Source organism: Frigoribacterium sp. ACAM 257 (genome assembly GCF_007954365.1).
In the GTDB taxonomy this organism is placed as follows: domain Bacteria; phylum Actinomycetota; class Actinomycetes; order Actinomycetales; family Microbacteriaceae; genus Frigoribacterium.
Window position 1 is genome coordinate 75,911 of sequence record NZ_VOLO01000003.1, and the last position, 25,389, is coordinate 101,299.

Consider the following 25,389-nt stretch of genomic DNA (forward strand, 5'->3'; position numbering starts at 1 on the left):
GCGGCGCACCGCGGCGCGCCGCGGAGCGGGTCAGGGGCGGGCCGCGGTGCTCTCGCGCCGCACGATCTCGTGGGGGATGATCGCGAGCTCGGGCGGCCGGTCGCGGTCGGCGATGCGCGCCGCCAGCAGCTCGAGCGTGCGCTCGGCGAAGAGCCGCTTGTCGAGGCGCACGGTCGTGAGCGGCGGCAGCGTGAAGCGGCCGTCGGCGATGTCGTCGAATCCCGCGACCGACACGTCGTCGGGCACCCGCAGGCCCGCCGCCCAGAGGGCGTGCACGGCGCCGATCGCGAGCGAGTCGGTGAAGCAGAAGAGCGCGTCCGGCGGACCGTCGGCGGCGAGTCGCTCGCGCACGGCCGCCGCGCCCGCCTCGGGCGACCACGATCGGCACGACCACCGGAGCGCGGGGTCGACGGGCAGCCCGGCCGCCTCGTGCGCCTGCTGCCAGCCGAGGGTGCGCGCCCGCGCCGTCGCGCTGTCGAAGCCGTCGCCCGAGCTGCCGAGCACGGCGATGCGCCGGTGCCCCAGCTCGATCAGGTGCATGGTCATGTCGCGTGCGGCCGCGACGCTGTCGACCCTGACCTGGTCGACGAGACTCTGCTCGACCTCGCCGATCACGACGACCGGGGGCAGGGACTCCGCGCCGACGATGGCGCTCTCGTCGAGGCTCACCGGGTTGAGCACGAGCCCGTCGACGAGGTGCTCCTTGCCCTTCAGCAGCAGCTCGCGCTCGCGCTCCGGGCGCATGCCGGTCTGCTCGAGCTGCACCGACCAGCCGCGCTCGTGCGCGACCTCGACGAACCAGTGCGACATCTCGGCGCTGTACGGCGTCGTGAGGTCGGGGAAGGCGAGCGCGATGGAGCCCGTGCGGCCGGTGCGGAGCCCTCGTGCGCTCAGGTTGGGCACGTAGGCGAGCGCGGCCACCGCCTCCTCGACACGCGCCCTGGTCTCGGCGCTGACCCGGACCGCCCCCGTCACGACGTTCGAGACCGTCTTCGGAGAGACGCCTGCCCGGGCGGCCACGTCCTTGACCGTCGCTCGCATCCGCCCAGGCTAGCGCCGCGCCGCACGTCGGACGCGACCGGCCGCAGCAGCTACGCCGAGGCGAGCACCTTGACGATGCGCTGCAGCGACACGCTCTCGCTCGGGCGCAGATCCTGGGCGAAGAGGCTGATGCGGAACTCCTCGAGCATCCAGCGGGCACGCACGAGCGCCGGAGGCGCCCCCTCGGCCGGCGGGAACGCGCCGCCCGCCGCCTCGTACCGCTCCGTCGCCTGCTGCACCTCGGTCAGCCAGGCCCGGTCGCGCGACGGCGCCTCGAGCAGCTTCGCCGTACGGCGGGTGATGCCCACGAGGTACACGGGAACGCGTTGCAGCTGTTGCAGGCCGGTCGCCGAGACGAAGCCCGGGTGCACCAGCCGGTCGCGCTGCTGCCGCATGTCGGTCAGGGCCGTCAGCAGCGACATGTTCGTGGCCGCCTTCATGGCCTTGTCCGCGTCGCGGGCGGCGGTGAGGGTGCGGGCGACGAGCGACACCGTCTGGAACATCTGGTCCATCACGGCCCCCGACACCCGGTCGCGCACGGTGAGGAACTCCTTCTTCGTGTAGAGCTGCCCGTCGGGCTTCACCCGGTGCAGCACGTCGTCGACGACCGCCACCAGGCAGTCCGCGAAGAGCGCTGAGGTGTTCTGGTACGGGCTCGTCGCGAGGATGAGCTTCTCCGGCGCGGTGAGGTGCTGCTGCACGTACGCGACGGGGCTCGGCACGGCGAGCATCAGCAGGCGCCGCACCCCCTTCGGCGTCTCGCGTGCCTGGTCGGCCGGGGTCGCCATGAGGCGGATCGCCACGGAGGCGCCCTCGTCCACCAGCGCCGGGTACGCCCGGATCACGGTGTCGCCGTGTCGCGTGTCGAGCACGGTCGGGAGCTCGTCGAAGTCCCACGAGGTGAGGCCGCTGCGCTCGACGGCGTTCGCGGGGGCGGCGGTCGCGGCGTCGGGGCGACCGCCCTCGGGGCCGCCGCGTCCTCGCTGGCCGCGACCCGCGCCTCCTGCGCCCTGCCCCTGGGTGACCCGCGCGACGCTCTCGCGCATGTCGTCGCTGAGCCGGTGCTGCAGCTCGTCGAGCGACTTGCCCGCGCCGACCGTGCGGCCGCGCTCGTCGACGACGGCCCACGTCACGCGCAGGTGAGCGGGCACCCGCTCGAGGTCGAAGTCGGCGGCGTCGACGGGCGTGTAGGTCAGCTTCTTGATGACGGAGGCGAGGGTCGCCGTGAACGACTCGGCCGCGTCGTGCGGCGGCTCGGCCGGCAGCTCGGCGGTGATCTTCGACGCCCAGTCGGCGGCGGGCACGACGTTCTTGCGGATCTGCTTCGGCAGCGACTTGATCAGCGAGGTGACCAGCTCGTCGCGGAGGCCCGGCACCTGCCAGTCGAACCCGGCCGGCCGGAGGCGCGCCAGCAGCGGCAGGGGCACGACCACCGTCACGCCGTCGTCGTCGGCACCCGGCTCGAACTTGTAGCGCAGGGTCAGCGTCTGGTCGCCCTGCCGCCACGTGCTCGGGAAGCCCGCCTCGTCGACGTCGGGCTCGTCGTCGCCGAGCAGGTCGGCGGCGGTCATCGTGAGCAGGTCGGGAGTGTCTTGCTTGGCCCTGCGCCACCAGCCCTCGAAGTCGCGGGTGCTCGTGACCTCGGCCGGCACGCGGCGCTGGAAGAACTCGAACGCGGCGTCGCCGTCGACGAGGATGTCGCGACGGCGGGTGCGCTCCTCCACCTCGGTGAGCTCGCGGATCAGCTGCTGGTTGGCCTTCTCGAACGACTGGCGGCTCTCCCAGTCGCCCTCGACGAGGGCGTGCCGGATGAAGAGCTCGCGGGCGTAGCCGGGGTCGATCCGGGAGAACTGGATGCGCCTCCTCGGCACGATCGGGACGCCGTAGAGCGTCACGCGCTCGTAGGCGACGACCGAGCCCTGCTTCTTCTCCCAGTGCGGCTCGCCGTAGCTGCGCTTGACGAGGTCGGGCGCGAGCGGCTCGGCCCAGGCCGGGTCGATGGCGCCGTTGACGCGCGCGAAGAGGCGGCTCGTCTCGACGAGCTCGGCGCTCATGATCGCGGCGGGCTGCTTCTTCGCGAGGGAGCTGCCGGGGAACACCAGGAACCGCGTCTGGCGGGCGCCGACGTAGTCCTTCTTCTGCGGGTCGAACAGGCCGATCTGGCTGAGCAGGCCGGCCAGGAGGCTGCGGTGCACGCCGTCGGGGTTCGTGCTGCGCTCGCCGACGTGCAGGCCGAGGGGCTTGGCCGCACGCAGCAGCTGCCGGTAGACGTCCTGCCACTCGCGGACGCGCAGGTAGTTGAGGAACTCCTCGCGGCAGAGGCGCTTGAACGCGTTGCCGGTGAGCTCGTCCTTCTTGTCCTCCAGGTGGTTCCAGAGGTTGAGGAGCGTCATGAAGTCGCCCTGCGGGTCCTTGAAGCGCGCGTGCGCCTCGTCGGCCTGGGCACGGCGCTCGAGCGGGCGCTCGCGGGGATCCTGGATGCTCAGCGCCGCGACGATCGCGAGCACCTCGCGGGTGGTGCCGTGCACCTTCGACTCGACGGCCATCCGGGCCAGGCGCGGGTCGATCGGCAGACGCGTCAGCTGCTTGCCGACGCGGGTGATCTGGCCGCCCTGGGTGACGGCGCCGAGCTCGCGCAGCAGGTCGAGGCCGTCCTTGATGCCGCGCGAGTCCGGCGGCTGGAGGAACGGGAACGCCGCGATGTCGCCCAGCCCGAGCGAGATCATCTGCAGGATGACGGCGGCGAGGTTCGTGCGGAGGATCTCGGGCTCGGTGAACTCGTCGCGCCTGCCGAAGTCGGCCTCGCTGTAGAGCCGGATCGCGATGCCGTCGCTCGTGCGGCCCGACCGGCCGGAGCGCTGGTTCGCGCTGGCCTGCGAGATCGCCTCGATCGGCAGGCGCTGCACCTTCGCGCGGGTCGAGTAGCGGCTGATGCGCGCGGTGCCGGCGTCGATCACGTACTTGATGCCCGGCACGGTGAGGCTGGTCTCGGCGACGTTCGTCGCGAGGACGATGCGGCGCCTGGTCCCTGCCGTGCTGCTCGGCTGGAAGACGCGGTGCTGGTCGGCCGCGCTCAGTCGGCCGTAGAGGGGCAGCACCTCGGTCTGCGGCAGGTTCCGCGCACGGATCGCGTCCTCCGCGTCGCGGATCTCGTTCTCGCCGCTGAGGAACACGAGCACGTCGCCCGAGCTCTCGCGGGCCAGCTCGTCGAGGGCCTCGTTGATGCCCTGAAGGTAGTCCTTGTCGTCGGCGCGCTGCCTCGGGTCGCCGGCCCGCGCCTCCTTCGCCCGTCTGGCTGCGGCACCGGGGCGGCCGGGCTCGCCACGGCGGCGGCCGTCGTCTCGTCGGGCGTCGTCGCGTCGGGCGCTCGGCCGCGAGGGCACGGGTGCCTCGTCGAGCTCGTCCAGGTCATCGACGTCGCGGTCGTCGTCGGCCGTCGTGTCGTCGGCGACGAGCGGCCGGTAGCGGATCTCGACCGGGTAGGTGCGGCCGGAGACCTCGACGATGGGCGCCCCGTCGAAGTGCTGGGAGAACGACTCGGGATCGATCGTCGCGCTCGTGATGATCAGCTTGAGGTCGGGACGGCGCGGCAGCAGCTGCTTCAGGTACCCGAGCAGGAAGTCGATGGTGAGGCTGCGCTCGTGCGCCTCGTCGATGATGATCGTGTCGTACCGCTTCAGCTCGCGGTCGAAGTGGATCTCGTTCAGCAGGATGCCGTCGGTCATCAGCTTGATCTGCGTGTCGGCGCCGACCTTGTCGGTGAACCGCACCTGGTAGCCGACGAGCCCGCCGACCTCCTCGCCGAGCTCTTCGGCGATGCGCTCGCTGATCGTGCGTGCGGCGATGCGGCGCGGCTGGGTGTGCCCGATGCTCGTGCGGCCGAGCTCGAGGCAGATCTTCGGCAGCTGCGTCGTCTTGCCCGAGCCGGTCGACCCCGCGACGATGACGACCTGGTGGTCGCGGATCGCGGCGGCGATGTCGTCGCGTCTCTGGCTGACCGGCAGCTCGGGGGGATAGGTGATGGTGGGCGACATGAGCCCTCCATCGTAAGCCGCGCGGGCTGGGGAGCGCTCCCCGCCGTGGTCCCTCCCCGACCGGTCGGCCGTGGTGCGTCGTCCCCAGCGGCAGCCGACACGAGGAGGCGCGGGCCGGCCCGGCAGGCAGCCTCGCTCCCATGACCCTCACGAACCGTCTCCCCGCCGCCTCCCCGTCCGCCGCCGTCGGGGCGGCCTCGCCGCTCGCCGTCATGACCGACCCGCTCTGCGTCTGCGTTCTCGACGTGCTCGAGGACGGCACGCGGGCGGCCTCGCAGCTCGTGGCCGAGGTGTCGCGGCGGCTCGGGCCCTCGGCCGGAGGACCAGCGTTCGTGGCGTCGCGCGTGGCGCTGCTGGTCGCGTCGGGCTTCGTGGAGGCGAGCGAGCCGCCGCCGGGCGCGGCCGCACGGGCCGAGACGGTGCTGTCCGTCGCGGAACGGCGGTCGTGCGAGCTGCTCGACGCGCTCGCCGAGGCAGTCTCGGAGGTGCGCGACGCCGGCGACGTGCAGCAGGAGCAGGACCTCGTGGACGCTCTCGAGACCGCGTGGGCCGCCCGCGACGGTCGCCGGTCCGGTCTGCGGGGCGTCGATGAGTTCCGCGCGTCCGAGGCCGGCCGCCGCCACGCGCGTCGAGTCGCCGAGGGGACGCTCGGCCAGCCGGGCTCGCCCTTCGCCGCCGGCCGAGTCGGATCGTGCCGGCCGTCCGGGGTACGCCTTCGCACAGCTCCGCTTCGTCGGGCGCACGGCGGTGTTCCTCGTGTTCCTCTCGACCCTGATCGTGCGCAGCGGGGTGCGGTAGCGGCGCCGGCAACGAGCCAGCCGGGCTCGGCGTCACGGGACGTATGATCCGACCAGGACCACTCGTCAACGGAGACGGAGCACACCCGACATGAGCACGAACGCACCCACGACCAGCCCGACCGGCCGCGCGACGGCCTCGGTCGCCGCGATCCTCAGCGAGGCGGCCTCCCGGTACCCGGACGACGTCGCCGTCGTCGTCGGCCCGCAGCGCACCACCTACCGCGAGCTCTGGCAGCAGTCGCTCGCCTACGCGGGCGCCCTCCGCGCCCGTGGCGTCGGCGAGGGCGACCGCGTCGCGATGCTCGTGCCGAACGTCGCCGACTTCGCCCGCGTCTACTACGCGACCCTCGCGCTCGGCGCAGTCGTCGTGCCCGTGCACGCGCTGCTCAAGCGCCACGAGATCGAGTACGTGCTGGGCGACAGCGGGTCGTCGTTGCTCGTCTGCGCGGCGCCGCTGCTCGCCGAGGGCGCGGCCGGGGCGCAGCTGGCGGGAGTCGACGTCGTGACGGTGCTCGCGCCTCCTGCGACCGACGCCGGCACGGCCGTCGTGCCCGCGGCGCCCGACCGGCTCGAGGCGCTCGCCGCCGAGGCAGAGCCGCTGACGACCTACGTGCCGCGGCACCCGTTCGACACCGCCACGATCCTCTACACGAGCGGCACGACCGGCCAGCCGAAGGGTGCCGAGGGCTCGCACTTCGCCCTGCTGCAGCAGGTCGACACCAACCTGATGAGCACCTTCGACATGCGTCGCGGCGACGTGCTGCTCGGCGCCCTGCCCCTGTTCCACACCTTCGGCCAGACCTGCACGATGAACACCGGCTTCCGGGCCGGCGCGACGATCGTCATGCTGCCGAAGTTCGACGGCGACGCGGCGCTCGCGGCCATGGTCGAGCACGGCTGCGAGGTCTTCATGGGCGTGCCGACGATGTACATGGCGCTGCTCGACGCCGCGACGCGGTCGGAGGCACGACCGCCGCTGCGGTACGCGATCTCGGGCGGCGCCTCCTTGCCGCTCGCCGTGCTGGCCAAGTTCGAGCAGGTCTTCGGCGCCCCGGTGCACGAGGGGTACGGGCTCACCGAGACGTCGCCGGTCGCGACGTTCAACCACGTCGGGCGTCCTCCACGGCCCGGCACGATCGGCACCCCGATCTGGGGAGTCGACGTGGAGATCGCCGACTCGTCCGTGGAGGACCGGATCGTGCTGCTGCCGCACGGCGAGATCGGCGAGATCGTCGTCCGCGGCCACAACCTCATGAACGGCTACCTCGACCGGCCGGAGGACACGGCGAAGGCGGTCGTCGACGGCTGGTTCCGCACCGGCGACCTCGGCACGAAGGACGACGACGACTACCTCACCGTCGTCGACCGCACCAAGGACATGATCATCCGCAACGGCTACAACGTGTACCCGCGCCAGGTCGAGGAGGTGCTCGCCCAGCACCCCGACGTGACCATGGCCGCCGTCTTCGGCGTGCCGCACGAGACGCACGGTCAGGAGATCGAGGCGGCCGTCGTGCTGCGCGCCGGCGCGACCGTCGCCCCCGAGGAGCTGGTCGCCTTCGTCTCGGACGAGATCGCCGCGTACAAGTTCCCCCGCGTGGTGCACGTCGTCGACGCGCTGCCCCTCGGCCCCAGCGGCAAGGTGCTTAAGCGCGACCTGGTCGCGAGGTTCGGCACGCAGGAGGCGGCCGTCACGCCATCCTGACCGCTCGCGCCGCTGTCGCGTCCAGCTGAGCGTCGAGGGCGGGTATTCCGGGTCGAGGGCGGGTAGCCGCGGACCCGCCCTCGGCCCGGAATACCCGCCCTCGACGGGGTCGGTACGATCGGCGCGTGATCGGCATCGTGCTCGCGGCACTGCTCTGGGGCACCACCGGCACGGCGGCGAGCCTGCTCCCGGAGTCGGTCAGCCCGCTCGCGACGGGCGCGGCGACGATGTGCGTCGGCGGCCTGCTGCTCGCGCTGACCGCGCCGAGGCAGGCGGCGGCGGTGCTCCGAGGAGGCGGCGCCTCCTGGCGCTGGATCGTCCCGGGAGCGCTGGCGGTCGTCGCGTACCCGCTCGCGTTCTACTCGTCGATGTCCCTGGCCGGGGTCGCCGTCGGCAACGTCGTCTCGCTCGGGACGGCGCCCCTCTTCGCGGCGCTGCTCGAGCGGCTGCTCGACCCGGCCGCGCGCCGGCGACGGCTCGACCGGCGCTGGGCGGCCTCGGCCGGGGCCGCCGTCGCGGGGGTGGCGCTGCTGGCGGCGTTCGGGCACGACGAGCAGCCCCGTGACTTCGGCTTCGTCGCCGGTCCCGGCCAGGCGGCGGCCACCGGGCTGCAGCCGACGTCGACGTTCCTGGTCGGGGTCGCGCTCGGCCTGCTCGCCGGTCTCGCGTACGCGACCTACACGTACACGGCGGGCCGCCTCCTCGACCTCGGCCACACGGCGCGCGGCTCGATGGCGGCGCAGTTCGGCGTCGGGGCCGTGCTGCTCGTGCCGGTGCTGCTGCTGACGGGCGCCCCGATCGTGCAGACGGGCAGCTCCGTGGGGGTGCACGTGTACCTCGCGCTCGGGCCGATGTTCGTCGCGTACCTGCTGTTCGGGGCCGGCCTCCGCACCGTGCCGAGCTCGCGTGCGACGACGGTCACGCTGCTCGAGCCCGTGGTGGCGCCCCTGCTCGCGGTCCTCGTCGTGGGGGAGCGGCTCGCTCCGCCCGGCTGGCTCGGCCTCGCGCTAGTGCTGGCCGGGGTCGCGGCCGTCGTCACGTCCCGGCCGTCGCCGCCGGGGTCGGCCGCCTCTCGACGAGCGGTCGTGTCGGACGCCTAGGGTGGGGCAGGTGATGCTCATCGACGTGCACGTCCACCGTTCCGACGACCCGCTCGCGCGGCACGACGAGCTGGCCCACCGGCTGGCCTCGGTCGCGGTCGACCCCGTGGCGGTCGACGACGACGTGGCCGAGATGGTGGTGAACCGCGTGATCGACAACGCGGCCGTCGCGGTCGCGAGCCTCGGCCGGGCACCGGTCACCGCGGCCAGGGCGCAGGCGGCGGCGCGGCTGCAGCACCGCGCACGGCACGCCGGGGCAGGTGCCGGCGACAGCCCCGCCGACACGGCCGACCGCCCCGACAGCACCCTGCACGCCGCGGGCCCGGCCGGCATCGCGAGCTCCGACGCCCGCAGCCCGCGCGCCGGCTCGACCGTCTTCGGCCTCGACCCCGAGCTGCGCGTCCAGCCCGAGTGGGCGGCCTGGGCGAACGGCGTCGCCGTGCGCGAGCTCGACTACCACGACACGTTCCTCGCCGCCGAGTACTCGCACCCCGGCGACAACATCCCGCCCGTGCTCGCCGTCGCCCAGCACGTCGGCGCCGACGGCGAGCAGCTGGTCCGCGGCATCGCGGCCGGCTACGAGCTGCAGATCGACCTCGCCCGCGCGATCAGCCTGCACGCCCACAAGATCGACCACGTGGCGCACCTCGGCCCGAGCGCGGCCGGCGGCATCGCCGCGCTGCTCGGCCTGGACACGGAGACCACCGCGCAGGCCATCGCCCAGGCTCTCCACACGACCACGGCCACGCGGCAGTCCCGCAAGGGCCTGATCTCGAGCTGGAAGGCCTACGCGCCCGCCTTCGCCGGCAAGCAGGCGATCGAGGCGATCGACCGTGCGCTGCGGGGCCAGACCAGCCCGAGCCCGATCTGGGAGGGGGAGGACGGCGTCGTCGCGCGCCTGCTCGACGGCCCCGACGCGCGCTACTCCGTGCCGCTGCCCGGCCCCGGCGAGGCGAAGCGGGCGATCCTCGACAGCTACACGAAAGAGCACTCGGCCGAGTACCAGGCCCAGGCCTGGATCGACCTCGCCCGTCGTCTCGGCCGCGAACGGCCCGAGCTGCGCGACCCGGCCGCAGTGCGGAGCATCGTCCTGCACACCAGCCACCACACGCACGTCGTGATCGGCTCGGGCGCCGGCGACCCGCAGAAGTACGACCCGACCGCCAGCCGCGAGACGCTCGACCACTCGATCCCGTACATCGTCGCCGTCGCCCTGCAGGACGGCGAGTGGCACCACGAGCGCAGCTACGCGCCCGAGCGGGCACAGCGCCCCGACACGATCGAGCTCTGGAGGCGGATCACGACCGCCGAGGACGCAGAGTGGACCCGGCGCTACCACTCCGCCGACCCGGCCGAGAAGGCGTTCGGCGGACGCATCGAGGTGGAGTTCACCGACGGCTCGCGGCTCGTCGACGAGATCGCCGTCGCCGACGCGCACCCGCTCGGCGCGCGGCCGTTCGCCCGCGAGGACTACGTGCGGAAGTTCCGCACGCTGGCCGAGGGGGTGCTGGCGCAGGAGGAGGTGGAGCGGTTCCTAGAACTGGCCACGCGCCTCCGGACGCTCGACGCGCACGAGCTCGCCGGGCTGACGCTCACGCCCCCGGCGGGCTCGCTCGACCAGGCCGACGCGGCCTCGCCCGACGGGCTCTTCTGATGCTGTACTCGACGACGACCCCGGCCGCGAAGCGACGCCGGCTCCGCGAGGCGCTCGCCGGTGACCGGCTCGTGCGCCTGCCCGGAGCGTTCAACCCGCTCAGCGCGCGGCTGATCGAACGGAAGGGCTTCGAGGGCGTCTACGTCTCGGGCGCCGTCGTCGCGGCCGACCTGGGACTGCCCGACATCGGCCTCACGACGCTGACCGAGGTCGCCACGCGCGCCGGACAGATCGCGCGGATGACCGACCTGCCGACGCTCGTCGACGCCGACACGGGCTTCGGCGAGCCGATGAACGTCGCCCGCACCGTGCAGACGATGGAGGACGCAGGCCTCGCGGGCCTCCACGTCGAGGACCAGGTGAACCCCAAGCGCTGCGGCCACCTCGACGGCAAGCAGGTCGTCGGCCTCGACACGGCCGTCAAGCGGGTCCGTGCCGCCGTGGAGGGCCGCCGTGACCCCGACTTCCTCGTGATGGCCCGCACCGACGTGCGCGCGGCCGAGGGCCTCGACGTCGCGGTCGACCGAGCGAAGGCGCTCGTGGACGCGGGCGCCGACGCGATCTTCCCGGAGGCGCTGACCGGCCTGGCCGAGTTCGAGGCCGTGGCCGAGGCGGTCGGGGTGCCGGTCCTCGCCAACATGACCGAGTTCGGCAAGGGCGAGCTGCACACGACCGAGCAGCTGCTGGGCGCCGGGGTGCGGATGGTCATCTGGCCGGTGATGTTGCTGCGCCTCGCCATGGGCGAGGCCGGGCGCGGGCTGGACGAGCTCGCCGCGACCGGCACCCAGGTGCGCCTCCTCGACCGCATGCAGCACCGCGCCGACCTCTACGACCTCGTCGACTACGAGGGCTACTCTGCCTTCGACGGCGGCGTGTTCGACTTCACGGTCGAGCGCTGAGCCGCAGCACAGCACCGCCGCACGACCTGCACCGCCTGTCGGCACCGCCGCCGGCGCACCTCGCCTCACCTCACGAAGGAGTGACCATGAGCGACACCCTCACCGCACCTCCCGCCCCCGAGCTGCACAAGGGCCTGGCCGGGGTCGTCGTCGACCGCACGGCCGTCTCGTCCGTCGACGCGGACAGCAACTCCCTGCTGTACCGCGGCTACCCGGTGCAGCAGCTCGCCGCCTCGTGCGAGATCGAGGACGTCGCGTACCTCCTGCTGCACGGTGAGCTGCCGACGCCTGAGCAGCGGTCCGCCTTCGACGCCGAGCTGCGGGCCGCGCGCCCCCTCGCGCCGGGGCTGCAGCACGTCATCGACCTCATCCCCACGTCCGCGCACCCGATGGACGTCGTCCGCACGGCCATCAGCGCCCTCGGCGCGGCGGAGCCCGAGCGGAGCAGCGCACCCGGCGAGCACGACCCCGCCGACACCCGCCGCCTGGCGACGCGCCTCTTCGGCGCCCTGCCCGCCGTCATCGCGTACGACCAGCGGAGGAGGCGCGACCTCCCTCCCGTGCGCCCTCGCGACGACCTCGGCTACAGCGCTGACTTCCTCCGGCAGGTCTTCGGCACGGAGGCCGACGACCTCGACGTCCGAGCGTTCGACACCTCGATGGTGCTCTACGCGGAGCACTCCTTCAACGCGTCCACCTTCACGGCGCGCGTGGTGGCGTCGACGCTGAGCGACCTGCACTCGTCGATCGTCGCCGCGGTCGGGGCCCTCAAGGGGCCGCTGCACGGCGGGGCCAACGAGGCGGCGCTCGAGCTGCTCGTCCGGGTCGCCGACGAGGGCGGCGCGGACGGTGCAGCCGCCTGGCTCGACGGCGCCTTCTCGCGCCGGGAGAAGATCATGGGCTTCGGGCACCGCGTCTACAAGAACGGCGACAGCCGGGTGCCGACCATGGAGGAGGCGCTGGCGGGCCTCGTCGACCGGGCCCGCGCCTCCGGCGACGCCAGGGTCGACCAGCTCGCCGCCGTCTACGACGCGCTGGCCGCGGGTGTGCTCGAGCGCAAGGGCCTGAAGCCCAACGTCGACTGGCCGTCGGGCTTCGCGTACCACCTGATGGGCTTCGACACGGCGGTGTTCACGCCGCTGTTCGTCGCGTCGCGGGTGCTCGGCTGGAGCGCCCACGTGATCGAGCAGCGCGAGGCCAACTCGCTGATCCGGCCGCTGTCGCACTACGACGGCCCGGCGCTGCGCGACGTGCCGTCGCGCGCGTAGCCGGTTCATCGTTCAGGAAGCCAGGGCCCGCGCCGCCCGGCCGGCACGCGCCTAGCGTGGAGGCATGACGAACCGACTCGCCGACGCCGTCAGCCCCTACCTGCGCTCGCACGCCGACAACCCCGTCGACTGGTGGCCGTGGGGCCCGGAGGCCTTCGCGGAGGCCGTCCGGCGCGACGTCCCCGTGCTCGTCTCGATCGGCTACTCGACGTGTCACTGGTGCCACGTCATGGCCCGTGAGAGCTTCAGCGACCCCGACCTCGCGGCGCACCTGAACGAGCGGTTCGTCGCGATCAAGGTCGACCGCGAGGAGCACCCCGACGTCGACTCCAGCTACCTCGCCGCCGCGTCCGCCTTCACCCCGCAGCTCGGCTGGCCGCTCACCGTCTTCACGACGCCCGCCGGGCAGGCGTTCTTCGCCGGCACGTACTTCCCGCCGCGGCCGGTGCAGGACCACCCGGCGTTCCGACAGGTGCTCGACGCGGTCACCGAGGCGTGGACGACCCGGCGCGGCGAGGTCGACACGACCGCCCGGGGCGTCGCGGCCGCGCTCGCGGCTCAGCCCGCGCCTCCTGCGGCCGGCGCCGTCGAGCTGCCCGCGCCTGCCGCGCTCTCGCGCGCGGCGGCCCGCGTCGCCGCCGCCGAGGACGTCGAGCACGGCGGCTTCGGCGGCGCCCCGAAGTTCCCCGTCGCACCCGCCCAGCTGGCGCTGCTCGGCCTCGGAGCTGGAGGAGACCGTCAGGCGCTCGCCCTCGCCTCGCGCACCCTGCGGCGCATGGCGGCGTCCCCGCTGCGCGATCCGGTCGAGGGCGGCTTCTTCCGCTACTCGACCCGTCGCGACTGGGGCGATCCCCACTGGGAGCGGATGCTCTACGACAACGCGCTGCTCCTGACCGCGTACTCGCGGCTTGCCCTGCTCGAGCCAGCTGACACCGTCGGCGACGGCACGGACGAGACCGCAGGAGGTGCGGGTCGCGGATCCGCTCCTGCCCTCGGACCGCTCGAGGTCGCGGCCGGCATCGCGGGGTTCCTGCTCACGCGGCTGCGCACGTCGCGCGGGGCCTTCGGCTCGGCACAGGACTCGGAGAGCACGATCGACGGCCGCCGGGTCGAGGGCGGGTTCTACGCCCTCGACGCCGCCGAGCGAGCTCGCCACGAGGCACCGCCCGTCGACGACAAGGTGCTGACGGGCTGGAACGGGCTCGCGATCGCCGCGCTCGCCGAGGCCGGTGCCCGGCACGACCGCCCGGACTGGGTGGCTGCCGCCCGGCGAGCCGCGGACGTCCTGCTCGACGAGCACGTGACGCCGGACGGGCGGCTGCTGCGCGCCTCCTCGTCGACCGGGGTCTCGGAGGCGGTCGCCACGCTCGAGGACCACGGCATGTTCGCCGAGGGGCTGCTGCAGCTGACGCTGGCGACCGGTCTTCCCCGGTACGCGGTGGTCGCACGCGCGGTGCTCGAGGCGTGCCTGACCGACGACGAGACGGCGGCGCCCTTCGCCGCGCCCGCGGGAGCGGATCCCGTGCTGCGGGAGCAGGGGACGGCGCTCGCGGCCGACCCGTCCGAGGGCGCCTACCCGTCCGGCGTCGCCGCGACGGCTGTCGCCGCGCTCACGCTGCACAGGCTCACGGGCGAGGCGCGGTGGCGCCGGGCCGTGGAGCGGGCAGTCGGGCCGGCCGCCGACGCCGCGCTCGACTCGCCCGTCGCGTACGGGACGACGTTCTCGTTGATGGCGGAGCTCGCGGCGCCCTCCACGCAGCTGCTCGTCGTCGAGCCGTCGGTGATCACGCTTGCCGGCACGGCCTCCGTCGGGACAGCGGCTGGCGAGGACGACCTCGTGGCTGCCGCGGGTCTCGGCGCTCGCGCGCGGCGGACGCTCGGCCCCGGCGTGCTGGTGGGCGTCGTCGACGAGGACTCCGCCGTCGCCCTGGCCGACGCCGGGTTCGAGCTCTTCGCGGGGCGCACCGCCGTGCAGGGCCACGCGACCGCGTACCTCTGCCACGACTTCGTCTGCCGACTTCCCGTCACGGGCGTCGCCGAGCTCGATCGCGACCTCGCCGAGCAGGCCCGCTCGCGGTCACGCTCGTAGGCCCGAGCCTGCTCGATTCGCCGAGGGCGGGTCATCTGGGCCGAGGGCGGGTTCCGTGCGACCCGCCCTCGACCCGAGAGACCCGCCCTCGACCCACGGCGGCCGGCTCACGCCGCAACCGAGTCAGGCAGCGAGCCCGTCAGGCGGCGAGCGACTCGAGCGGCGCGTCGTCGTCGCTCGTCCACTCGTCGAGCGAACCGTCGTAGAGCGCGACGTCGTCGTGCCCCACCAGCACCAGCGCGAGGGCGTCGGCGCTGGCCGCGATGCCCTGGCCGCAGTAGACGACGATCTTCTCCGCCTCGAGCACCGGAGCGAAGGCCGCCTCGAGCTGCTCGACCTCGGCGAAGTGCAGGTCGTCGTCGCCGACTAGCTCGATCGACGGCACGTTGACGCTGCCGGGGATGTGGCCCAGTCGGGGACGCGCCCCTGCGACGCCGTCGAACTCGGCACGCGGCGAGCCGCACACGAGTGCCGCGCGCTCGTCTCCGCGCACCACGGCCTTGACGAAGGGCTTGTCGACCCAGAGCCCGGGACGCTCGTGCGCGACGAACACCGAGGGCTCGGGCCGGACCGCTCCGACGTCGACGGGCCGCCCCTCGGCGGCCCAGGAGGAGAAGCCGCCGTCGAGGACGGCCGCGTCGTCGTGGCCGGCTGCGCGCAGCAACCACCAGAGCCGAGCGGCCCACGGTCCCCCCGACGAGTCGTAGGCGACGACCGTGGTGCCGGTGGTGATGCCCAGCGCACCCGCGGCCTCGGCGAAGCGCTCGGCATCGGGCCGGGTGAACGGGAGGGCCGCCCGGTCGTCGCTGAGGTCGTGGATGAGGTCGCCGAACACGGCCCCGGGGACGTGCCCCTGCTCGAGGTACTCGCCGCGGCCGGTGGTGAACCGGCCGGTCGCCTCGCCGTCGCGGTCGCGGACGGGGAGCACCGACACGTCGACCACGACCATGTCGTCGGCGCCGAGGTGGTCGGCGACCCACTGGCTGGAGACGAGCGGAGAGGTGATGACGGGGGACATGCGGGCCACGGTAGCGCCCACCGCCGTCATCGAGCCCTGGACACGTTCACACGGCGTCACGGGCAGCCGTCACGACGTGCGCCCGCCCGGGCCGGTCGCGTCCGACCTCAGCGACCCGACCGCCGGGACGAGATGACGCCGGTGTCGAACCCCATCAGGTTCAGCCCGCCGTTGAAGCGGGCGTGCTCGACCTTGATGCAGCGGTCCATCACGACGGTCAGGCCCTTTTCCTCGGCGTACCGCGCCGCCTCCTCGTTCCAGATGCCGAGCTGCACCCAGATCGTCCGGGCCCCGCTCGCCAGCACGTCGTCGACCACCGACGGGATGTCGCTCGCCTTGCGGAACACGTCGACGATGTCGGGCACCTCGGGCAGCGACGCCAGGTCGGGGTAGGCCTTCTCGCCGAGGATCACGTCGGCCCGTGGGTTCACGAAGTAGACGCGCAGGTCGCTCGACTGCTGCAGGTAGGTGCCGACGAAGTAGGAGGAGCGGGTCGAGTTCGGCGAGGCGCCCACGATCGCGACGCTCTTCGCGGAGCGCAGGATGGCCTGCCGGGCGCGGGCGTCCGGCCCGACCCAGGTGCGCTGCGACTTCAGCAGCTTCGCCAGCGGCGAGCTCGACGGCAGCTCGCAGGTGCGTCCGTTGGCGAGCTGCGTCGTGACGGTGTCGCTGCTGCTCATGTCACGCCTCCTTCGTCGCGGCGCGGAGCGCCTGGTCGAGGTCGTCGATGATGTCGGCGGCGTCCTCGATGCCGACGCTGATCCGCACCGAGCCCGGCAGCACGCCGGCGTCGACGAGCTGCTGCTCGCTGAGCTGCGCGTGGGTCGTCGAGCCGGGGTGGATGACGAGCGTCTTGGCGTCGCCGATGTTGGCCAGGTGGCCCGCGAGCTCGACCGACTCGATGAAGGTCTTGCCTGCGGCGCGCCCGCCGGCCAGCTCGAAGGTGAAGACCGAGCCGGGCCCCTCGGGCAGGTACTTCTGCGCGCGCTCGTGGTGCGGGTGCCCGGGCAACCCGGCCCAGCGCACGCGCTCGATGCGCGGGTCGGCATCGAGCCACTCGGCGACCTCGCGCGCGTTCTCGACGTGGGCGCGCATCCGGAACGGCAGGGTCTCGACGCCCTGCGCCAGCAGGAAGGCCGAGTGCGGCGCCAGCGCGGGCCCGATGTCGCGCAGCTGCTCGGCCCGCAGCCGCGTGAGGAACGCGTACTCGCCGAAGTTGCCCGACCAGTTGAGCCCGCCGTAGCTCGGCACAGGCTGGTCGAAGAGCGGGAACCGCTCGCTGTCCCAGCCGAAGCGGCCCGACTCGACGACCACGCCGCCGAGGGTCGTGCCGTGCCCGCCGAGGAACTTCGTGGCCGAGTGGATCACGACGTCGGCGCCCCACTCGATCGGCCGGTTGAGGTAGGGGGTCGCGATGGTCGAGTCGACGATCAGCGGTATGCCGGCGGCGTGGGCGACCTCGGCGAGGCCCTCGAGGTCGGCGATCTCGCCCGAGGGGTTCGCGACGGTCTCGACGAAGAGCAGCTTCGTGGCCGGGGTGATCGCCGCGGCGTAGTCGGCGGGCTCGCTCGACTGCACGAAGGTCGTCTCGACGCCGAAGCGCCGCAGGGTGACGTCGAGCTGGGTCACCGAGCCGCCGTAGAGCGCGGCGCTCGCGACGATGTGGTCGCCTGCGCCGGCCAGCGAGGCGAAGGTGATGAACTGCGCACTCAGCCCGCTCGACGTCGCGACGGCGCCGAGGCCGCCCTCGAGGCTGGCGATCCTCTCCTCGAAGGAGGCAGTGGTCGGGTTGGCCAGACGGCTGTATATGTTGCCGTACTTCTGCAGCGCGAACCGCGCCGCCGCGTCCTCCGTGTCGTCGAACACGAAGGCGCTCGACTGGTAGATCGGGAGCGCGCGCGCCCCGGTCGCCGAGTCGGGGACGTTGCCCGCGTGGATCGCACGCGTGCGGAAGCCGTAGTCACGATCTGCCATGCGGCCACGCTAGCCGCTGGGCGTCACAGGACGCCTCGTGACGTAACGCGGCTTCACAGGACGAGCCGCGCCTCCTCGACGGGGGAGGGACGACCGGCGGCCACGCTACTTCCAGCTGGGGATCCAGTAGTGCAGCCGGATGAACTCCCAGTCCTCGAGCTGCGCCGTCCAGAGCGGGTAGAAGAACACGGTCACGGCCACCGAGACGACGACCACGATGCCCGTCACGACGATCCCGCTCAGGCGCCGGTCGGGGTGGTCGGTGCGGCGTCCGAGCACGATGCCGAGCACGCCCGCCAGCCCGAGCAGCAAGTAGGGCTCGAAGGCGATCGTGTAGAACTGGAACACAGTCCGGCCCGAGAACGCCAGCCAGGGCAGGTAGCCCGCCGCGATGCCGACCAGCACGGCGCCGACCTGCCACTCGCGGCGGCGGACCAGGCGGTACACGAGGTACGCGCAGGCCGCGACGGCCGCGTACCAGATGAACGGGTTCGCGATCGAGGTGATCGCCATCCCGCAGCGAGCGACCTCGCAGGCGCCTTGCCCCTGGTCGAGCCCTTGGTAGTACATGCTCGTCGGCCGCAGCATCAGCAGCCAGCCGAACGGGTTCGCCGCGTACGAGTGCGGCGTGTGCAGTCCGACGTTGAACGCGTAGACGCCGGCCTCGTAGTGCCACCAGTTCTGGACCGTGTCGGGGACCCAGGCGAGTGCTCCCGACCAGCGCGCGCCTCCTTCGGACACCCAGTTGCGGTAGTAGCCGCCGTCGGTGACGAACCAGCCCGTCCAGCTGGCGACGTAGGCGACGACGGCGATCGGCACCGTGAGCAGGAAGCTCACCGGCGCCTGGCGGAACAGCGTGCCCGAGAGCCAGAACTCGACGCCCGCCCGGCGACGCGCGAGCACGTCGACGACGACCGTGTAGACGGCGAACACGGCCAGGAAGTAGAGGCCGTTCCACTTCACGCCCGTCGCGAGGCCGCACATCAGCCCGGCCGTCACGAGCCAGGGACGGCCCCAGATCGACGGGCCCCAGGCGGTGTCGCGGCCGGCGCCCCGCCTCCTCGCGAGCCAGGCGTCGAGCGCCCTCGCGCTCTGCCGCCGGTCGAGCAGCACCGCCCCGAACGCCAGCAGCCCGAACAGCATCACGAAGTCGTCGAGCAGCGCCACCCGCGACATCACGATCGCGTGCCCGTCGATCGCCATGAAGAAGCCGGCCAGCGTGCCGACCAGCGTCGAGCGCGACAGGTACGTGCCGATCACGGCGACGAGCGCCACGGCGACGATGCCCGCGACCGCCGTGCTGATCCGCCAGCCGGCCGGGTCGTCGGGACCGAGGGCCCACATGCCGAGGCCGATCAGCCACTTGCCGAGGGGAGGGTGGGCCACGAAGGAGGGGGCGGCCAGGTAGCCGTCCGCGCCGCCGGCCGCGAAGGCGGCGTCGTACCCGCTCGGCCACGAGCCCTCGTAGCCCAGGTTCCAGAGGCTCCAGGCGTCCTTGACGTAGTAGGTCTCGTCGAAGACGAGGGTGCCGGGCCGGCCGAGGTCCCAGAGGCGCAGCGCGGCGGCGAGCAGGGTGACGACCAGCGGCCCGCCCCAGGCCCAGGCGCGGCGGCGAGCGGGCGTCGAGAGGAGGCGGCCCCACCACGCGTCGATCCGGAGCAGCGGGCGGGGGACGACCTGAGCTGCGGCCGCCTCGCTCGTCGCGTCTCCGGCGGCAGTCTCGAGGTCGACCCGCTCGTGGGGCTCAGCCGGGGCGACGCGCCCTGGGGCCGTCCCGGTGTCGAGCAGGGCGTCGAACTCCCGATCGCCCTGGCTGCTCATCCGGCCATCGTATTCGGCCCGCATCGGGCTCGTCGGCGGCGACGGCCGGGCCAGGGGACAATGGGCGGGTGATCGTCCTCGCCGCCACCCCCATCGGAAACCTCGGCGACGCCTCCCGGCGGCTGGTCGAGGCCTTGACGAACGCCGAGGTCGTCGCGGCGGAGGACACCCGCACCGCCATCCACCTGATGCGCGCCCTGGGGGTCGAGAACCGTCCCCGCCTGATCGCCCTGCACGAGCACAACGAGCGCGAGAAGGCGGCGGAGCTCGTCGAGCTGGCCCGGACGGCCGACCTGATCGTCCTCACGGACGCGGGCATGCCCGCGATCAGCGACCCGGGGTTCCCCCTCGTCGAGGCGGCCGCGGCCGCGGGCGTCACCGTCACGGCGATCCCCGGCCCGTCCGCCGTGCTCACCGCGCTCGCCGTCTCCGGCCTGCCCACCGACCGGTTCAGCTTCGAGGGGTTCCTGCCGCGCAAGCAGGGCGACCGTCTCCGGGTGCTCGGAGCCCTCGCCGACGAGCGTCGCACGATGGTCTTCTTCGAGTCGCCGCACCGTCTCGGCGACTCGCTCGGCGACGTGGTGACGGCGCTCGGCGCCGACCGTCGCGTCGTCGTCTGTCGTGAGCTGACCAAGCTGCACGAGGAGGTGCGGCGCGGCTCCGCCTCCGAGCTCGCCTCCTGGGCGGCCGAGGGCGTCCGCGGCGAGATCTGCGTCGTCGTCGAGGGCGCCCCCGAGCGCGAGTTCGACCTCGCGGCGGGTCTCGCGCAGGTGCAGGCCCTCGTCGCGGACGGCGCCCGCCTCAAGGAGGCCTCGACCGACGTGGCCGCCGCCACCGGCCTCTCCCGTCGCGACCTCTACCAGGCGGCCCTCGCGGCCAAGGCGCCCCGCCCCTCCTGAGCCCCCGGCGTGGGCGGCAGCCGAGGAGTCGCGGGCCGCGTCGCGGCGTCGGCGGCCGCACCTAAGATGGTCCCCATGCCCGCCGGCGACTCCTTCTTCATCGCAACGCCCATCTTCTACGTCAACGACGTGCCGCACATCGGCCACGCCTACACCGAGGTCGCGGCCGACGTGCTCGCCCGCTGGCACCGCCAGCGCGGCGACGACACGTGGCTGCTCACCGGCACGGACGAGCACGGCCAGAAGATCCTCCGCACCGCGACCAGCCACGACGTGACGCCGCAGGCGTGGGCCGACAAGCTCGTCACCGAGTCCTGGAAGCCGCTGCTCGAGACCGTCGACATCAGCAACGACGACTTCATCCGCACGACCGACGAGCGCCACGAGAAGGGCGTGCAGCGGTTCCTGCAGAAGCTCCACGACGACGGCTACATCTACCAGGGCGAGTTCGAGGGCTACTACTGCGTCGGCTGTGAGGAGTACAAGCAGCCGGGCGACCTCGTCGACGGCACCGGGGCGTTCGAGGGCGAGCAGGTCTGCGCGATCCACTCGAAGCCCGTCGAGCTCCTGAAAGAGAGCAACTACTTCTTCCGCATGAGCGACTTCGAGCAGCGCCTGCTCGACCTGTACGAGTCGCAGCCCGACTTCGTCCAGCCCGAGAACGTCCGCAACGAGATCGTCCAGTTCGTCAAGCAGGGCCTCCGCGACCTGTCGATCTCTCGTCAGACGTTCGACTGGGGCGTCAAGGTCCCGTGGGACGAGAAGCACGTCGTCTACGTCTGGTTCGACGCGCTGCTCAACTACGTCACGGCGATCGGCTACGGCGTCGACGACGAGCAGTTCGACCGGCGGTGGCCCGCCGTCCAGCTCGTCGGCAAGGACATCGCGCGGTTCCACGCCGTCATCTGGCCCGCCATGCTGATGGCCGCCGGCCTGCCCGTCCCGAAGGCCGTCTTCGGCCACGGATGGCTGCTCGTCGGCGGCGAGAAGATGTCCAAGTCGAAGCTGACCGGCATCGCGCCGCAGCAGATCACCGACGTCTTCGGCGCCGACGCCTTCCGCTACTACTTCATGCGCGCCATCACCTTCGGACAAGACGGCAACTTCTCGTGGGAGGACATCTCGGCCCGTTACCAGGCCGAGCTCGCGAACGGCTTCGGCAACCTGGCCTCGCGCGTCATCGCCATGATCACCCGCTACTTCGACGGCACCGTCCCCGTCGCGGGCGAGCTGACCCCTGCCGACCTCGCCGTCCGCGAGACCGAGCTGCGCGTCACGGCCGCCGCCGACGGCGCGATGGACCGCTTCGCGATCAACGAGGCGCTCTCGTCGATCTGGGAACTCGTCGACGTGCTCAACGGCTACATCACCGAGCAGGAGCCCTGGGCCCTCGCCAAGCACGACGACCAGCGCGAGCGCCTCGCGACGGTGCTCGCCACCGCGCTCCGTGGCCTCGGCACCCTCACGGTGCTGCTGTCGCCGTTCATGCCCACCGCGACCCGCACCCTGTGGGAGGCGATCGGCCAGGGCGAGCTCACCAGCCAGCCCGTCGACCGTGCCGCCGAGTGGTCCAGCGCCCCGACCGTCCAGCCCCTCGCGGCGGGGCTCTTCCCGCGCATCGAGCAGCCCGAGCCGGCCGCATGACCGACGGGCGCAGCAGCAGCAGGGACGGGCGCAGCGGCGATGCGACACCGACGCACGTCCGGCACCGCTCCTCCACCGAGTCGGGCGGGCAGACCCGCGACCTGACCTACCCGCCGAGCCCGCAGGCGCTCGTCGTGCCCGTGTACGACAACCACACCCACCTCGAGATCGCCGACGGGCAGAACGCGCTCGACTACCGCGAGCACCTCGACCGAGCGTCGAGCGTCGGCGTTCGCGGCGTCGTCCAGGTCGGCACCGACCTCGAGACGTCCCGCTGGTCGGCCGACATCGCGGCCCGTGAGCCCCGAGTCCTGGCCGCCGTGGCGATCCACCCCAACGAGGCGCCGCTGCTGGCCGCCCGCGGCGAGCTCGCCGACGCCCTCGACGAGATCGACGAGCTGGCTGCCCGTCCGCGCGTCCGCGCCGTCGGCGAGACGGGGCTCGACTTCTTCCGCACGGGCGCCGAGGGACGCGACGCGCAGCTCGAGTCGTTCGCCCGGCACGTCGAGATCGCGAAGAAGCACGACCTGGCCCTGCAGATCCACGACCGTGACGCGCACGACGACGTCGTCGACCTGCTGCTCGAGCTCGGCGCCCCGGCGCGGACCGTGTTCCACTGCTTCAGCGGAGGCCCGGAGCTGGCGAGCATCCTCGCCGAGAACGGCTGGTACGCGTCGTTCGCGGGCACCGTGACGTTCAAGAACGCCCAGCCTCTCCGCGACGCACTCGTGCAGCTGCCCCGCCACCTCGTGATGGTCGAGACCGACGCCCCGTACCTCACTCCGACGCCGTTCCGCGGCCGACCCAACGCGCCGTACCTCATCCCGCACACGCTCCGGTCGATGGCCGAGACCATCGGCACCGACGTCTCGATGCTCGCGGCGCAGATCTCGTCGAACACCGAGCTGGTCTACGGCTCGTGGACCGACGAGCCCGTGACGGTCGAGGGCTGATGTCGCGCTCGACCCTGCTCGGCCCCGCCGAGATCCGCGACCTCGCCGACCTGCTGGGCATCCAGCCGACGAAGAAGCTCGGCCAGAACTTCGTCCACGACGCCAATACGGTGCGGCGCATCGTCGCCGCGTCCGGGGTGTCGGCCGGCACCTCGGTCGTCGAGATCGGGCCGGGCCTCGGCTCGCTGACGCTCGGCCTCCTCGAGGCCGGGGCGGACGTCGTCGCCGTCGAGATCGACAAGCGCCTCGCCGCGCAGCTGCCGACGACGGTGTCCCTCCTGCAGCCCGCGGCCGACCTGTCGGTGGTCGTCGACGACGCCATGCGCGTGGTCGAGCTCCCGTCGGCTCCGACGCACCTCGTCGCGAACCTGCCGTACAACATCAGCGTGCCGGTGCTGCTGCACTTCCTAGAGCACTTCCCGTCCCTCACGCGCGGCCTCGTCATGGTCCAGGCCGAGGTCGGGCTTCGGCTCGCCGCCGAGCCAGGCTCGAAGATCTACGGCTCGCCGAGCATCAAGGCAGCCTGGTACGGCGAGTTCTCCACGGCCGGCCAGGTCAGCCGACAGGTCTTCTGGCCCGTGCCGAACGTCGACAGCATCCTCGTCGCCTTCGACCGCAAGGAGGCGCGGGGCACCGAAGAAGAACGCCTCGCAGTCTTCGAGCTGGTCGACGCCGCCTTCCAGCAGCGCCGCAAGATGCTCCGACAGTCGCTGTCCGGCGTCTTCGGCTCCTCGGCCGCCGCCTCCGACGCCCTCGTCGCCGCCGGCCTGCCGCCGACCGAGCGCGGCGAGCAGCTCACCGTGGACGACTTCCTGGCGCTGGCGCGCGCGACGCGCTGAGCCGCAGGGCGCGCCGCGTGCTCGTCGCTGGCAGGCTGGCGACGTGAGCACGCGGGGCAGCGACGACGACCGGCGGAGGCGACCCGCGGTCATCAGCGACGCCCGCCTGGCCTCGGGCACGGGCCGCAGCAGCGACCAGTGGTTCGCGCTGCTCGACGCCGCGGACGCCACGCGGCTGTCCCACACGCAGATCGCGCGCCTCCTCGTCGACGAGCACGAGGTGCCCGGCTGGTGGGCGCAGTCGATCACCGTGCGCTACGAGCAGGCCCGCGGCATGCGGCTGCCCGGGCAGCAGCCGGACGGCACGTTCTCGGTCGCGGTGAGCCGCAGCCTGCGGGGCGAGCCTCTCGAGCTGCTCGACCTCGGCGCCACACGGTTCGCGGACTTCGCCGGGGGAGCGCCCGAGGCGACGAGCCGCGCCGCGGCGCACCCGACGGCTCGGTGGCGGCTCGACGGCGACGTGCGCCTGCAGCTGATGGTCTCGCCGGGCACGGGCGGCAAGTGCAGCGTCAGCCTGACGCAGAGCCGTCTCCGGCTCCCCGAGCGCGTCGAGCCCGCGCGCGAGGCCATGACCCGGGCGTTCCGGGTCATGGGGGACCGACAGAACTGACTAGGTTGGGACCATGAGCTCCGTGGCCGGCCCGACCGTGGTCCACACCCGTGCCCCGGGCAAGATCAACGTGTTCCTCGCCGTCGGCGACCTGCAGGACGACGGCTACCACGAGCTCGCGACGGCCTACCAGGCGGTGTCGCTCTACGAAGACGTGCGGGCCCGCAAGGCGGACGACTTCACCGTTCGGGTCTCGGCCGGCCCCGGCGTCGACGTGTCGGGGGTGCCGACCGACGAGAGCAACCTCGCGGTCCGCGCCGCGCGCCTCCTGGCGACGACCACCGGCTACCGGGGCGGCGTCGACCTCAGCATCGAGAAGGCGGTGCCCGTCGCGGGCGGCATGGGCGGCGGCTCGGCCGACGCGGCCGCGACGCTGCTGGCCTGCGACGCGCTCTGGGGCACGGGCCTCGGCCGAGACGACCTGCTCAAGCTGTCGGCCGAGCTGGGCGCCGACGTGCCGTTCGCCTTCGCCGGCGGCACCGCGGTCGGCACCGGGCGCGGCGACGAGCTCAGCCCGGCGCTGGCCAAGGGGCAGTTCCAGTGGGTGCTGGCACTGGCCGACTTCGGCCTGTCGACGCCGACCGTCTACCGCGAGCTCGACGAGCACCGGCTGCGCCACTCGAGCGACATCACGCCCGTGCGCCAGCCCGTCGTCGACACCGGCGTGCTCCAGGCTCTCCGCGCCGGCGACGCGGAGCTGCTGGCCGACGTGATGCACAACGACCTCCAGGCGCCGGCCCTGCACCTCGAGCCGGGCCTCGGCCGCGTGCTCGAGCTCGGCGAGGGCAACGGCGCCCTGGCCGGCATCGTGTCGGGGTCCGGGCCGACCGTCGCCTTCCTGACACCCGACCTCGACGGGGCCCTCGAGCTGCAGATCGCGCTGAGCGCGGCCCGCCTCACCGTCGTCCGGGCGACGGGGCCGGTGCACGGCGCCCGGGTCATCACCGACTAGGAGGCGCGGGCGCGGCACCGTTCGCCGCTCGCGCCCTCGGGAGCGCGGCCAGCTCCGCACGGCCGCCCCGCGCCTCCTCGGGTCGGCGA

Annotated in this window: 19 protein-coding genes; 13 read left to right on the top strand and 6 right to left on the bottom strand. The window is 73.2% G+C overall.

The features are described from left to right. Positions 1 to 30 precede the first annotated feature (30 nt). Together ES689_RS10220 and hrpA are read right to left on the bottom strand one after the other, a co-directional pair. Positions 31 to 1,041, bottom strand: coding sequence for a LacI family DNA-binding transcriptional regulator (locus ES689_RS10220; protein WP_146903868.1), 1,011 nt, complete (start codon positions 1,039 to 1,041; stop codon positions 31 to 33). 50 nt (positions 1,042 to 1,091) lie between these two features. Next, positions 1,092 to 5,075: an ATP-dependent RNA helicase HrpA gene (hrpA, locus tag ES689_RS10225; protein ID WP_146903871.1), complete on the bottom strand. Its 3,984-nt coding sequence runs from the start codon at positions 5,073 to 5,075 to the stop codon at positions 1,092 to 1,094. A gap of 140 nt (positions 5,076 to 5,215) precedes the next feature. On the opposite strand from hrpA, the gene ES689_RS10230 reads away from it, so the two are divergent. From ES689_RS10230 to ES689_RS10260, 7 genes are all read left to right on the top strand, one after another. Then, complete coding sequence (locus ES689_RS10230; protein WP_146903874.1) at positions 5,216 to 5,920, top strand: hypothetical protein; 705 nt, start codon at positions 5,216 to 5,218, stop codon at positions 5,918 to 5,920. A 43-nt stretch (positions 5,921 to 5,963) separates the two neighbouring features. Next, on the top strand, positions 5,964 to 7,580 hold the full coding sequence (locus ES689_RS10235) for a long-chain fatty acid--CoA ligase (RefSeq protein ID WP_146903876.1): 1,617 nt from the start codon (positions 5,964 to 5,966) through the stop codon (positions 7,578 to 7,580). A gap of 125 nt (positions 7,581 to 7,705) precedes the next feature. Further along, positions 7,706 to 8,680, top strand: a complete 975-nt coding sequence (locus ES689_RS10240; protein WP_146903879.1) for a DMT family transporter — start codon at positions 7,706 to 7,708, stop codon at positions 8,678 to 8,680. Between the two features lie 13 nt (positions 8,681 to 8,693). Further along, positions 8,694 to 10,334: an MmgE/PrpD family protein gene (locus tag ES689_RS10245; RefSeq protein ID WP_146904840.1), complete on the top strand. Its 1,641-nt coding sequence runs from the start codon at positions 8,694 to 8,696 to the stop codon at positions 10,332 to 10,334. Then, positions 10,334 to 11,233 carry a methylisocitrate lyase gene (gene prpB / locus ES689_RS10250; RefSeq protein ID WP_146903881.1) on the top strand — a complete coding sequence of 300 codons (900 nt, stop codon included), beginning with the start codon at positions 10,334 to 10,336 and terminating at the stop codon, positions 11,231 to 11,233. Before ES689_RS10245 ends, prpB begins: the two co-directional genes overlap by 1 nt. An 86-nt stretch (positions 11,234 to 11,319) precedes the next feature. Continuing rightward, on the top strand, positions 11,320 to 12,501 hold the full coding sequence (locus tag ES689_RS10255) for a bifunctional 2-methylcitrate synthase/citrate synthase (RefSeq protein WP_146903884.1): 1,182 nt from the start codon (positions 11,320 to 11,322) through the stop codon (positions 12,499 to 12,501). Between the two features lie 64 nt (positions 12,502 to 12,565). After that, positions 12,566 to 14,590, top strand: a complete 2,025-nt coding sequence (locus ES689_RS10260) for a thioredoxin domain-containing protein (protein WP_146903887.1) — start codon at positions 12,566 to 12,568, stop codon at positions 14,588 to 14,590. A 139-nt stretch (positions 14,591 to 14,729) separates the two neighbouring features. On the opposite strand, the gene ES689_RS10265 is transcribed toward ES689_RS10260, so the two are convergent. The 4 genes from ES689_RS10265 to ES689_RS10280 form a co-directional block, all read right to left on the bottom strand. Continuing rightward, positions 14,730 to 15,608 (bottom strand): sulfurtransferase, encoded by an 879-nt coding sequence (locus tag ES689_RS10265; RefSeq protein ID WP_191330360.1) that lies wholly within the window; start codon positions 15,606 to 15,608, stop codon positions 14,730 to 14,732. Positions 15,609 to 15,715: 107 nt separating this feature from the next. Further along, a complete protein-coding gene (locus ES689_RS10270) occupies positions 15,716 to 16,288 on the bottom strand; it encodes a CoA-binding protein (protein ID WP_146903892.1) in 573 nt (190 codons plus the stop codon). Between the two features lies 1 nt (position 16,289). Next, a complete protein-coding gene (locus ES689_RS10275; RefSeq protein WP_146903895.1) occupies positions 16,290 to 17,582 on the bottom strand; it encodes an O-acetylhomoserine aminocarboxypropyltransferase/cysteine synthase family protein in 1,293 nt (430 codons plus the stop codon). A 105-nt stretch (positions 17,583 to 17,687) separates the two neighbouring features. Then, complete coding sequence (locus ES689_RS10280) at positions 17,688 to 19,403, bottom strand: dolichyl-phosphate-mannose--protein mannosyltransferase (protein ID WP_146903897.1); 1,716 nt, start codon at positions 19,401 to 19,403, stop codon at positions 17,688 to 17,690. A gap of 68 nt (positions 19,404 to 19,471) precedes the next feature. On the opposite strand from ES689_RS10280, the gene rsmI reads away from it, so the two are divergent. The 6 genes from rsmI to ES689_RS10310 all read left to right on the top strand — a co-directional run bounded on the left by rsmI (position 19,472) and on the right by ES689_RS10310 (position 25,300). Beyond that, positions 19,472 to 20,302 (top strand): 16S rRNA (cytidine(1402)-2'-O)-methyltransferase, encoded by an 831-nt coding sequence (gene rsmI, locus ES689_RS10285; protein WP_123548018.1) that lies wholly within the window; start codon positions 19,472 to 19,474, stop codon positions 20,300 to 20,302. A 75-nt stretch (positions 20,303 to 20,377) separates the two neighbouring features. Continuing rightward, positions 20,378 to 21,946, top strand: coding sequence for a methionine--tRNA ligase (gene metG / locus ES689_RS10290; protein ID WP_146903901.1), 1,569 nt, complete (start codon positions 20,378 to 20,380; stop codon positions 21,944 to 21,946). Continuing rightward, complete coding sequence (locus tag ES689_RS10295) at positions 21,943 to 22,899, top strand: TatD family hydrolase (protein ID WP_146903904.1); 957 nt, start codon at positions 21,943 to 21,945, stop codon at positions 22,897 to 22,899. The genes metG and ES689_RS10295 overlap by 4 nt, the downstream gene beginning before the upstream one ends. Then, positions 22,899 to 23,738 carry a 16S rRNA (adenine(1518)-N(6)/adenine(1519)-N(6))-dimethyltransferase RsmA gene (rsmA, locus tag ES689_RS10300; RefSeq protein WP_146903907.1) on the top strand — a complete coding sequence of 280 codons (840 nt, stop codon included), beginning with the start codon at positions 22,899 to 22,901 and terminating at the stop codon, positions 23,736 to 23,738. Before ES689_RS10295 ends, rsmA begins: the two co-directional genes overlap by 1 nt. 43 nt (positions 23,739 to 23,781) lie before the next feature. Then, the gene (locus tag ES689_RS10305; protein WP_146903910.1) at positions 23,782 to 24,348 is read left to right on the top strand and encodes a hypothetical protein; all 567 of its coding nucleotides are present in this window, start codon (positions 23,782 to 23,784) and stop codon (positions 24,346 to 24,348) included. Positions 24,349 to 24,361: 13 nt separating this feature from the next. Then, positions 24,362 to 25,300: a 4-(cytidine 5'-diphospho)-2-C-methyl-D-erythritol kinase gene (locus tag ES689_RS10310; RefSeq protein WP_146903913.1), complete on the top strand. Its 939-nt coding sequence runs from the start codon at positions 24,362 to 24,364 to the stop codon at positions 25,298 to 25,300. The last annotated feature ends 89 nt before the right edge of the window (positions 25,301 to 25,389 follow it).

Excerpts from the sequence above, each read along its gene's own strand:
- ES689_RS10245 (WP_146904840.1), top strand. The coding sequence starts at position 8,694 with ATGCTCATCGACGTGCACGTCCACCGTTCCGACGACCCGCTCGCGCGG.
- metG (WP_146903901.1), top strand. The coding sequence starts at position 20,378 with ATGCCCGCCGGCGACTCCTTCTTCATCGCAACGCCCATCTTCTACGTC.
- ES689_RS10235 (WP_146903876.1), top strand. The coding sequence starts at position 5,964 with ATGAGCACGAACGCACCCACGACCAGCCCGACCGGCCGCGCGACGGCC.
- ES689_RS10310 (WP_146903913.1), top strand. The coding sequence starts at position 24,362 with ATGAGCTCCGTGGCCGGCCCGACCGTGGTCCACACCCGTGCCCCGGGC.
- ES689_RS10280 (WP_146903897.1), bottom strand. The coding sequence starts at position 19,403 with ATGAGCAGCCAGGGCGATCGGGAGTTCGACGCCCTGCTCGACACCGGG.
- rsmA (WP_146903907.1), top strand. The coding sequence starts at position 22,899 with ATGTCGCGCTCGACCCTGCTCGGCCCCGCCGAGATCCGCGACCTCGCC.
- ES689_RS10295 (WP_146903904.1), top strand. The coding sequence starts at position 21,943 with ATGACCGACGGGCGCAGCAGCAGCAGGGACGGGCGCAGCGGCGATGCG.
- ES689_RS10255 (WP_146903884.1), top strand. The coding sequence starts at position 11,320 with ATGAGCGACACCCTCACCGCACCTCCCGCCCCCGAGCTGCACAAGGGC.
- ES689_RS10260 (WP_146903887.1), top strand. The coding sequence starts at position 12,566 with ATGACGAACCGACTCGCCGACGCCGTCAGCCCCTACCTGCGCTCGCAC.
- ES689_RS10230 (WP_146903874.1), top strand. The coding sequence starts at position 5,216 with ATGACCCTCACGAACCGTCTCCCCGCCGCCTCCCCGTCCGCCGCCGTC.
- ES689_RS10270 (WP_146903892.1), bottom strand. The coding sequence starts at position 16,288 with ATGAGCAGCAGCGACACCGTCACGACGCAGCTCGCCAACGGACGCACC.
- ES689_RS10265 (WP_191330360.1), bottom strand. The coding sequence starts at position 15,608 with ATGTCCCCCGTCATCACCTCTCCGCTCGTCTCCAGCCAGTGGGTCGCC.
- prpB (WP_146903881.1), top strand. The coding sequence starts at position 10,334 with ATGCTGTACTCGACGACGACCCCGGCCGCGAAGCGACGCCGGCTCCGC.
- ES689_RS10220 (WP_146903868.1), bottom strand. The coding sequence starts at position 1,041 with ATGCGAGCGACGGTCAAGGACGTGGCCGCCCGGGCAGGCGTCTCTCCG.
- hrpA (WP_146903871.1), bottom strand. The coding sequence starts at position 5,075 with ATGTCGCCCACCATCACCTATCCCCCCGAGCTGCCGGTCAGCCAGAGA.
- ES689_RS10275 (WP_146903895.1), bottom strand. The coding sequence starts at position 17,582 with ATGGCAGATCGTGACTACGGCTTCCGCACGCGTGCGATCCACGCGGGC.